This is a genomic window from Nocardia amamiensis NBRC 102102, from assembly GCF_001612745.1.
GTDB lineage: Bacteria > Actinomycetota > Actinomycetes > Mycobacteriales > Mycobacteriaceae > Nocardia > Nocardia amamiensis.
This window is the reverse complement of record NZ_BDBA01000305.1, coordinates 1-8278: the sequence shown is the minus strand read 5'-3', so window position 1 is coordinate 8278 and position 8278 is coordinate 1. Positions and strand designations below refer to the sequence as shown.

Annotated in this window: 6 protein-coding genes; all 6 read right to left on the bottom strand. The window is 63.4% G+C overall.

Features of this window, described 5'->3' with window-relative positions; translation table 11 throughout:
* Positions 1 to 118 precede the first annotated feature (118 nt).
* Positions 119 to 949: a hypothetical protein gene (locus NA4_RS41045; protein WP_157129513.1), complete on the bottom strand. Its 831-nt coding sequence runs from the start codon at positions 947 to 949 to the stop codon at positions 119 to 121.
* A gap of 8 nt (positions 950 to 957) precedes the next feature.
* A complete protein-coding gene (locus tag NA4_RS36250) occupies positions 958 to 1359 on the bottom strand; it encodes a hypothetical protein (protein WP_067480286.1) in 402 nt (133 codons plus the stop codon).
* A 43-nt stretch (positions 1360 to 1402) separates the two neighbouring features.
* Entirely contained in the window at positions 1403 to 3418 is a 2016-nt protein-coding gene (locus NA4_RS36245) for a hypothetical protein (protein ID WP_067480283.1), read from the bottom strand.
* Between the two features lie 46 nt (positions 3419 to 3464).
* On the bottom strand, positions 3465 to 5405 hold the full coding sequence (locus NA4_RS36240) for a type VII secretion target (RefSeq protein ID WP_067480280.1): 1941 nt from the start codon (positions 5403 to 5405) through the stop codon (positions 3465 to 3467).
* A 23-nt stretch (positions 5406 to 5428) separates the two neighbouring features.
* A complete protein-coding gene (locus NA4_RS36235) occupies positions 5429 to 5821 on the bottom strand; it encodes a hypothetical protein (RefSeq protein ID WP_174553045.1) in 393 nt (130 codons plus the stop codon).
* A gap of 496 nt (positions 5822 to 6317) precedes the next feature.
* Positions 6318 to 7547: an aromatic amino acid lyase gene (locus NA4_RS36230; RefSeq protein WP_169811194.1), complete on the bottom strand. Its 1230-nt coding sequence runs from the start codon at positions 7545 to 7547 to the stop codon at positions 6318 to 6320.
* Positions 7548 to 8278: the final 731 nt, after the last annotated feature.

Below are 8278 nucleotides of genomic sequence, written 5' to 3'. Positions count from 1 at the left end.
TGACCGTTAAGGATCGTGTCACCAGGTACATGAAGACCGGTGCGGTGCCGGGTAGCGCGGATCGGGCGGGCTGTCCTGGCTCGCGGAATCTGTTGTCCGTTTGGCAGTTTTGGGCTGATTACCAGGGTCCCGGCCCGAACTCGGCTCGTAGCCCCGCGACAGTCCGGTCCCAGTCTTTGCTGAGACTGCTCATTGTTTCTCTTGTTACCGTGCCACCCCAGCCTTTTCCGCGGCTGAGCGGAATTTCTGGGTCTCGGTAGAACGAATGCAGGACGGGCGATCCGAGAGGATCGACGCAGCCGGTCGCTACAGCCACGTGGACCCACTGTTCGGGAGCTCCATGAAGCATCGAGCCGTACAAGAAAACCAGATCACCCCGGCGCGGGCGCGGGCCGCCAGCCTCGAACTCCCGCCGACCGTGCGGAGTGAGGAGGTCGGGAAGTCCCTCACACCAGCGACTGTATTCTTCGGCGCTGTCGCCGCGGCTATAGAGCAGGCGGACTTGTGCGCGAGTGAGGGCAGCTGACTCGACGGCGGCATACAGCGGCATGTCGATGCAGCTGAGTTCCAGGTTTCTGGTTAGAGCAGGCATCGAGTCCTCGGTATCCGACCTGGCCCATAACGGAAACGGACTGTCGATCTTGAGCGGCGACCACTTCACTTCCGGTTTCCATCTGTGGTATTCCGACAATCGGTCTGTCACCGGGTGTGGGGCAAGCACTTCGGGCCGAGGGGCAAGCACTCCGGACGGGGAAGCCCATTTGGGTTCCGGTGCCCCGTCGCTCGCTTTCTCGATCTCATGCCTGCCGTGCTGGTCGAGGTGCACCTTCTCATCGACATCCCGCACGGCAAAGCCGGCCACGCCTTTGCCGGTGTCTCGCCAGTCCTCGGCAGCCTTGCTGGTCAGGCGTTTCAGATCGTTCAGGATCTGCGCCAAGACCCTGGTCATGCCGTTGCTCACCCGAGCCCCGCCACTCCGGCAGGCGCAGGCTGTACGGCCGCGGCGAGGCGGGTAGCGAGTTCGCCCGCACCGGATGCCCAGATGGCGCTGCAGGCATCGATGTCGTCGAGCCGACAATGGGCGCCGTCCCTGCCGGGTGTCCAACACCACGGCAGCGGGCGACGGTGCTCGGGCGTGGGCTGGAGCCCGCACCCCAGCCCGTCCAACACCGCAGCAGCACCGCCAACCCGCTCCCGGGCCCGGAAGTCGTTCAGCACGCCGCAGACCCCGACGCGTTCGGCGTTGAACCCCGCCCCAACACCGCACCCCCACACGGTACGGACATCACGCTGCAACCGATCTCGTTCCGGGTCGAACCCCGCAAGAATCGCAACACCAGCGAACACGATCGACAGCACGCAGATGACGATGTCTTTTTCTTCGGCCCGCCCGTTTTCCGGCTCAGATCTGTGGTGGGGAAACAGGTGGTGGACCGGCGGGCTGTCCTGCCGTGCTGGTAGTTGCCGTACGTGGCTCCGGGGATCCGGGGGAGCCGCTGGCGACGCCATCCAGACCGGTCGGGTGAATATAGCCCGTGAAGTTCCCGTACTTCGCTCTCAGTGGAGGGTCATTGGGGTCCAACGGAACGAGATGACCATTGTCTACGACATACAGGACATTTTGGTCCTTGACGATCAGCGCACTATGTTTCTCCCATTTTAGGATATCCCCGGTCCTCAGCTCGCCGGGACCAGCGGGCGTCGCTGGCGGATTAGTCGCTGTCAACTCTCCCGCGGTCCCCCCATATGCGTCTTCCGCCGTGAGGGCTACGTTTTGAACCTGCTTGTGTAAAGCATCCCAGACCGGCTGTGACACCGTCACAGTCTTACCGTCGATTTGGAAATCCGGCGGCGGAGTGCCCGGATAGGCTGGCGCGGCCACCCCGGGAGGGGGCGCCTGAACAGTGGGGTTGGTGGTGCCCGTCGGCGTGGTGCGGTTCCGCTCACGTTGGCGAGTTTCACGCGAATCCCGGTCGGCGTAACCTCTGTTGTCAGGGAGGGGGCGGTTCTGTTGGTTCGCCATCTGTGACAGAGCGTTCATCATCATCGGCCCTATCGTGTCGGTGCTACTGGAAGCGGCGGCGGGCGCAACATTGCTGGTGGTCGTGCCAGTTCCCGTCTTGGTCCCGGTTCCAACGCCATTCTGTAGCGCCGCCTGCACTGCAGAGCTGAGGTCCGTACCCGATACCGTATCTCCGATATCGGCACTTGACGCTGTGTCACCGACACCGCTACCAAGAACGGGGTCCGAGCCATCCGAACCCGCGGTATCGATAGACCCCGTGAGCGAGTCGTCGTACATGGAACTGAGATCCTCGGCCGGGAAAACGTATGGTGCCGAACCATCCTGGACCGGGTACGCATCACCCCCATTCGAGACCGGATACGGAGAACCGCCGCCATTTCCGCTGCCGCCGGGGCTACTTCCGTTACCATTATTGCCATTGTCGATCCGATCGGCCTTTTTCTGGAACGCCTCCGTCGCGTTTGCGTATTCCCTCTCCCAGTCAGCAGCAGCCCGGTCGATGGCCCTGACATAGTATCTCTGCTCCGCTTCGGCGGTCAGGTAGTATTTGCCAAAGCTCTCGCTATTCTTGTCGGTGTTCTTCTCGAAGACGGTGACCTGCACCTCAGAATTGGGAGGGCCTCCGGAACTTTCCGTGATCTTGTCGCCGGTATGCGTGGTGTTCGGAATCTCGTACTCTAGGTCCGATGCGAGTTCGTCCTTGATTCTGATGAGCTTCTTGAAGGTATCGGACTTCAGTATCGCAGCGTCGCTGGTGTTGACTTTGACGTCTGTGAGTGCTTTGGTCTCCGCAGCCCGCTGATTGTCCAGATCCTTCTTTAGGTCCAGGTAGGCTTCCCTAATTCCTGACCAGCCCTTCAGATTAGTAACCTGTCCGCCCTCGAGCACCGCTGTGAAGTCGGGTGCGGCCTCCGGATCGCCGGCACCGAGTGTGTCGAATCCCCACTGCATAGTGAACTCGATGTCCTTGATGAGAATTTTCAGCGCCGCACTGGCCCCCGCCGGCGCTGGCAGGTCAACGTAATGCGCATGTTCTCCTGCTTTTCGAAACGGCTCAAGGCCGTAACGCTCGAAAGTCGGCGGCTCGGCCGCACCCTTGGCGTTGACGACCGCTGACGGATCGCCGGTTTCAAGCGCGTCGATGATACCCTTGTATTCGGGTTTATCCCTGAGGTCGCCGGCATCGAGGACGAGCTGCTCTCTTACGTTGTCTTTATAGGACGCCACGGTGAAATCGAGTCGGTTGAAGGCCTCCTCGAACTCGGCCGCCGTCAATCCGGCCAGCGCGTCTAACGCGTTCTTGGCTTGGTCGTCCTGGAAACCGGGGTCCTCCGAGGTCGACGCCTCGTAGTCCTTTCTGATCTGATTGACGACGTCGTCCACCTTGCTCATCAGACTCTCCTTGTTTCGCTGGAATCCGCGGATCCCGCTGGACCGTTCAACATTTCGGCGATGGATGGGGGCCCCCGCTGAGGCCGATGGCACGGGCACTGACGGCACTGACACCGCGGGCATCAGGCCAGACACTGCCAGCAACCTCGACGTCTGGGACCGCCGTACCTGTGGCGGTCATCTTCGGCGCCGGAGCCACCACCGCATGTGCTGCCGCGGGGAACAGCGGGTGCTCGACTATCTGGCCGTAGGTGTAGAGCACATCGCGCAGGGTTTGCCGGTCGGGTTCGCCCGCGGCGAGCAACAGCAGTAATTCGTCGGCGCGGCGCTCGAAAACCATGCCGCGCAGGGCTTTTGTGCCGCGCACGTCCAGGTGGGCACTGACAAGAAGGTGGGACACGTCAACCCGTCGTGCCCGCAGCGCGGCCGCGGTCATGTCGTCGGCGGCGCGTAGTTGGTTCCACCAGCTGGCCGGGATGGTCTGGCCGGCGTCCAGGGCATCGAGGATTTGTTGCCGCCGGGTGCGGCGTGTGGATATCTGCCCGGCGGTGCTGGAGGCGGCGGCGCGAACCAGCGTGTCCGCGGCTCGAGCGAGCTCGAGGCATGTGGCCCGAATTTCCGTATCGGGCACCGCCGCCTGCCGCAGCAACTCCTTCGAGCCGGCCAACGCGAGCCGGTCGACCAGTCCGACACCGGGCGAGGTGAGATCGATGGCGGCCTCGGCGGCCGAGACACGGCCTTCGAGGGCGACATCGTCGCCCAGGGTTGCGCGCAGGTCGTCGCCGATTGCCGCGGACGACACCAGAGCGCTGATCCGGACACTCCCGCGGCTGCCCACCAACGAGCCGAACTCGGCGAGTATCCGGGCCGGGTCGCTGATCCCCTCCAATCCCGCGACGGCCTCCCGGCCGGCAGTGCCGAGGACTGAGTCCCACCTCCACGGCAGGATGACCTCCGATGGCAGGAACAGCCCGGTCGGCAGCCAGCCACGACCCTCACTGGAAGTCAGCACAACGATCGGCCCGGCCGAAGTCCGTACCACCGCCACCGCCCACTCCAGACCGGACGCCGAACCAGCCACCGCGGCAAGGATCGCGGCCAGCAGGGTCCGGGCGAGCGCCAAATCCTCGTCGACCCGCTGACCTACCACCAACGATGGCAGCACCCGCCTACCCTCGGCAGCATGGGCTACTGCCGCAAACGGGCCAGCCGCCAGGGGCGCAGGGGCCCAGTCGGCTGTGCCCGCACCATCGACGCCAACCATTGCCGCGAACGGGGTCGTCGCCGGTGGTGCAGGCATCCTGTCGGCCGTGCCCGCGGCACCACTCGCGTTGACGCTCATGCCAGGGGCACTGTTCGCGTCGCCGACCATCGTTGTGGGTATGTCGGCGGCGTCGGGCTCCGATCTGCCGACGGTCGGCGGCATCGTCCCGGTCGGCGCGGTGGCTGCGGCGGGCGCGGTCTCGTTGGTGCGTGGTGCTGATGCGGCGGATGGCAGGCGGTCCTGGTCGAAGCGGCCGGTTCGGCCGGGCACGCCGGGGACCTCGGGTGTGGTGATGGAAGGCTGCCCCGGCCTGGCCCCGTTCATCGTCGGCGTGCCAGGGCCCGCGCTCATCGATGTCGCGAGATCCGTGGGCGCACCAGGTGCCGGACCGACTCGACGACCTTCGACATCGAAGCCACCCGACTGGGTGATCTGGCTCCTACCGGTCTGATCGGCATCTTCGAGTGCTCTCGCCGCCGCGATCAATTGGTCTCGCGTCCGTTCATGGTCAGCGGCGAGGCGTTCCGCTTTGGCGTGGCGCTGCTCGTAGTAGTCCACCAGAGCTGCCCGCACCGGCTCGGCAATCATGCCGTAGGTCGATTGGAAGTCGGCCAGCCAAGCATGCGGGATTTCGCCCCACTTCCGGATGTTCGCAGCAACCAGATCGTGCTGCTTGGCGATTACGGGCAGCTGCTCCAGTTCGATATCCAAGTAGTCGGACATGCTCGGTCGATCCCTCCCGCCATCTATCTCGGGTCCGCCTTCCCGAAATTGGGTACCTGCCAGCCAGGCTCGGTCCCGGCCCGCCATCCCCGCATGGTTTCCGCGAGCGGCCGTGGCAGCTCGCCGGTGTCGTTCATGACGATGATGTACTGCCGCCGCGCGTCCTCGGCGCTTTCCGTGATTGCGGCCATGATTTCGGCGGTCAGGTCCCGATTACCGAACCGGGCGCAGGTTCCCGGCGCCAGATACAGGTCCAACAGCCGCCCCATCGCGTCGACCTCGGGGATGACCAACCCGCTCGGAGACGGGCGACGTGCAACGATCCGGTCGGCCCGTTCGCGGATGTCGGCGATGCGATGCCGCAACTCCCGCGCCATATCGAGTGCGGCACGTACATTCGGGTGGATTTCTCTCATAAGTCCTCACCCACCCGGTGGTGGAATGCCAGCCGGTGCGGCGATACAGGAACTCCCGGCACGCTTCCGTTGCTCTTCACAACGATCGTGCCGCCGCCACCCACCAAAGCCCTGTCGACGACCCGGATCGGTCAATACAGCCAGTTGTCTACCGTCGTTATCAACGACAGGCGACGCCCCATCAGACCGGCCACCGACCTCGTCGCCATCGAGGCTGGCTCCCTGTAGAGGAGGCGCGCATGTTTTTTCCACACCACAGCCTTCGGTGGCCAGCACCAACCGGTGGTCGGCATGGGCCGTCGCCGTGCTGTCACCATGCCGTATCGAATCGCTCGCCGACGACGAATTCCCGGTCGCCGAGCTCGAACAACTGTGCACTTCTGCGCCCATCAGCCGCGGGTCTGAAGGATGGCCAATGGCTGACCGGAGCACCGAATTGCGCGAACCCGGCGATAGGCCGAAGACACCACCGATAGCTGCGACCAAGCCGAATGCATTACAGCCTCCAGATCTTGTCGAGTAGGTGGGCGGCGTGGTGGATCTCGACAAGTAGTGGCTGATCCGAGTCGAGCGGGGGTGTCTGCTCGATGAGCTGGTCGATGATTACGGTGCTGGCACGTGCTGTTGGTCGCCGACCGCTGATGTGCAGTGCATGTCGCAGGGTTACTGCGAGGATTCCGTGTAGTTGGCGCACTGCCGCGGCGAGCTCGAGTGTCTTCAGAGCGGGGTGGGTGCTGAACGGGCCAGCATCTCGGTCGGGGGTGTCGGCGGGGGCACTATGTAGGGATGGGGGTGTTGTGGCGCGACGTATTGCCGCCGTGGTTGTTATCGCCAGTGCTTTCAGCTCCAGTACGCGATGCTGTTCGGGGGTGGGTGCCTCCGTTTGCGAGCTGTTGGTGTGGTGTGGTTCGACCACCAAATCGAGTTGGAGTTGGACCAGGTTGGCCATTATGACGGTGCTCGAGGTGAGTAGGTCGGTGGCGAATACTGTCGGTTGATCGAGAAGATGGCGGTTGTGAACCGTTTCCCCCTCGGGGAAGCGTCTGAGAGTGTCGCTGGAACCGTTGAGATCGTCATCGACAACTATGTCGGCTTGGCGGATCGATTCACTGGCCGCACCCAACAGGTCCGGCGAAAGGCATATGTCGTAGGGTATGGGCGCAGTGCCGATTTCGGTCGAGCCAGCGAGTAAATGGCGCAATTGCAATATCACCATGGCGACCTGCGGATGGGGGACGAACTGGAGCATTTCCGGTGGTGGAAAGTCCGCACCGTAGCCGAGGAAATCCATCAACACCGCGGTAAGGTTCACCGCGATCGCGTGCGATCGCCGAACCGAGGCCAGTGCGAGTGCAGTTGCCGCCGTCGTCAGCGAGGTTCCACTGACTAGTACGCGTTCGTCCCGATCATCAAGTGACGCCGCAGTCAGACCCGCACCATGCAACGCTTCCACGGCAGGCATCCGTTGGTTAGCGAGGAAGGCGTGACCTTCCCCGCGCAGCGCACCAGCTATATAGGTGAACGAGCTGTGGTAGGAGTCCGCGCCGAGCATGCATCCCCCTGGCATCGGCACTGCGGGCGCGAACCGAGTGCCCAGCATCGCTGTCAGCGTGGACAATACCGCGACCGACGCTCCCGAGTCTTCTCGGGCAAGAGACCATAGCCGGGCCAGCACCGCGGCCCGCACAACCTTCGGGGGCACGTCATCGCTATCGTCACCGACCATGTGGTGGACACCGTTCTCACTCCGGCCAACGGTGTCCCAGCGATCGACATGTCCGATCAAGGGACCGGTGACTGCGGCCCGACCGGCACGGCCTACTTCGGTCGGTTGCCTCTCCTGCGACAGTCGAGATCGTGTGGTCTGTGGACATGCGGTATCAGCGATTCGAACATCGATGGGGTCTTCGGCTATCTCCAGAATTTCGGGCGTCAGGCGGCCAGGTATCCGAATAACAGCTGAGTCGGTAAACCGTTCATTGAGCATCAGTGATCAGATCCTTCACCCAGAGTGCTGCCGCTACTGACATTCCGACACGAGCTCCGAAACCTCACCAACGCCTCGCATGCCTTGATTTCCCGTTATATGTCGCCGCCAGCGTCGCGCCGGGATTCGCGGCAATGATCCGGCCGAGCGCCGTAGCGTCGGCTGCCAGGAGGTCGGGTTCAGGACGATGGGTGGTGCATATATTCGCCACTATCGAGGCATGAAGGGGCAAGTCTGCCGCGATTCATAATCACGTTCCTACTCTCGGAGAACAGAGTGCTCGCACCGATGCAAGGTTTCCATGCCCTCGACCTGGTCGGTATGGGGGAAATGCCTACGATGCACTTATTGGAGCCTGGATCCACGGGTCGGTGCATTGTGGGTAACGGGCGACATGACCGGACTGTGCCGGTCAAGGATTCACCCCACCCAGCGATCGGCAGGATACCGAAGACCGGATCACCCTAGCC